The following is an 885-nucleotide window of genomic DNA, read 5'->3' as shown; positions in this document are numbered from 1 at the left end:
CTGTTCAGGGCGAATGGCGACTAGATCAACAACCTCTACGACTTCCATCGGCGGCAGGATGTTTTCATCTTTGTCACCCTTGGTATCATCCTTCCCTTCCAGATAAACACTCATGAAACCCGGGTTTACCACGGTAGAACCATTGGCGCGGAAGGTATTGCCCTTACCACAGCCCAGATCCACGGCAACGGTATTCAAAGTCGCGTGGATCATCTGACTGGCTAATGTACGCTGCCATATCAGGTTATAAAGTTTGTGTTGATCGACGGATAAATATGCTTTCATTTCATCCGGCGTGCGTAAAACTGAGGTTGGTCTTATTGCCTCATGCGCTTCCTGGGCATTTTTGGATTTGGTTTTGTATTCCTGCGGTTTGCCTGGTACCGATTTCGCCCCATAGCGCTGACCGATAAACATGCGAATTTCTTCAATCGCTTCTGCCGCCAGCGACACCGAGTCAGTACGCATGTAGGTGATTAAACCTTCTGCACCCTCACCGGTATCAACACCCTCGTATAATTGCTGTGCCACACTCATCGTGCGCTGAGCGCCAAACCCCAGCTTACGGGAGGCTTCCTGTTGCAAGGTAGAGGTAGTAAATGGTGCTGCAGGATTACGCTTGCGTTGTTTTTTCTCAACGTGGGTAACTAGCAGTTTACCTTCAGCCGCTTTTGTTAATGTCGAAACGACATCCTCAGCTTGCTCGGTATGACCGATGCTGAACTGGCTCAGCTTCTCATTTTTATAGTGGGTTAACTTCGCCTGAAACGGGGTTTTCTCAGCGGTGGCATCTGCTTCAATGGTCCAGTATTCCTGAGCTTTGAAAGCTTCAATTTCCAGCTCACGCTCGACAATCATCCGTAACGCAGGACTTTGTACCCGGCC

At 49.4% G+C, this 885-nt stretch carries 1 protein-coding gene; it reads right to left on the bottom strand.

Annotated features, from left to right (window positions below; translation table 11 throughout):
* On the bottom strand, positions 1-885 hold an 885-nt coding region (locus tag B3182_RS12945), incomplete at both ends, for a DNA topoisomerase (protein ID WP_292753023.1).

Origin of the sequence: Methylophaga sp. UBA4204 (assembly GCF_002379485.1) — a bacterium.
In the GTDB taxonomy this organism is placed as follows: Bacteria; Pseudomonadota; Gammaproteobacteria; order Nitrosococcales; family Methylophagaceae; genus Methylophaga.
Note: the sequence above shows the minus strand (reverse complement) of the source record. Positions and strands in the feature narration are given on the sequence as shown.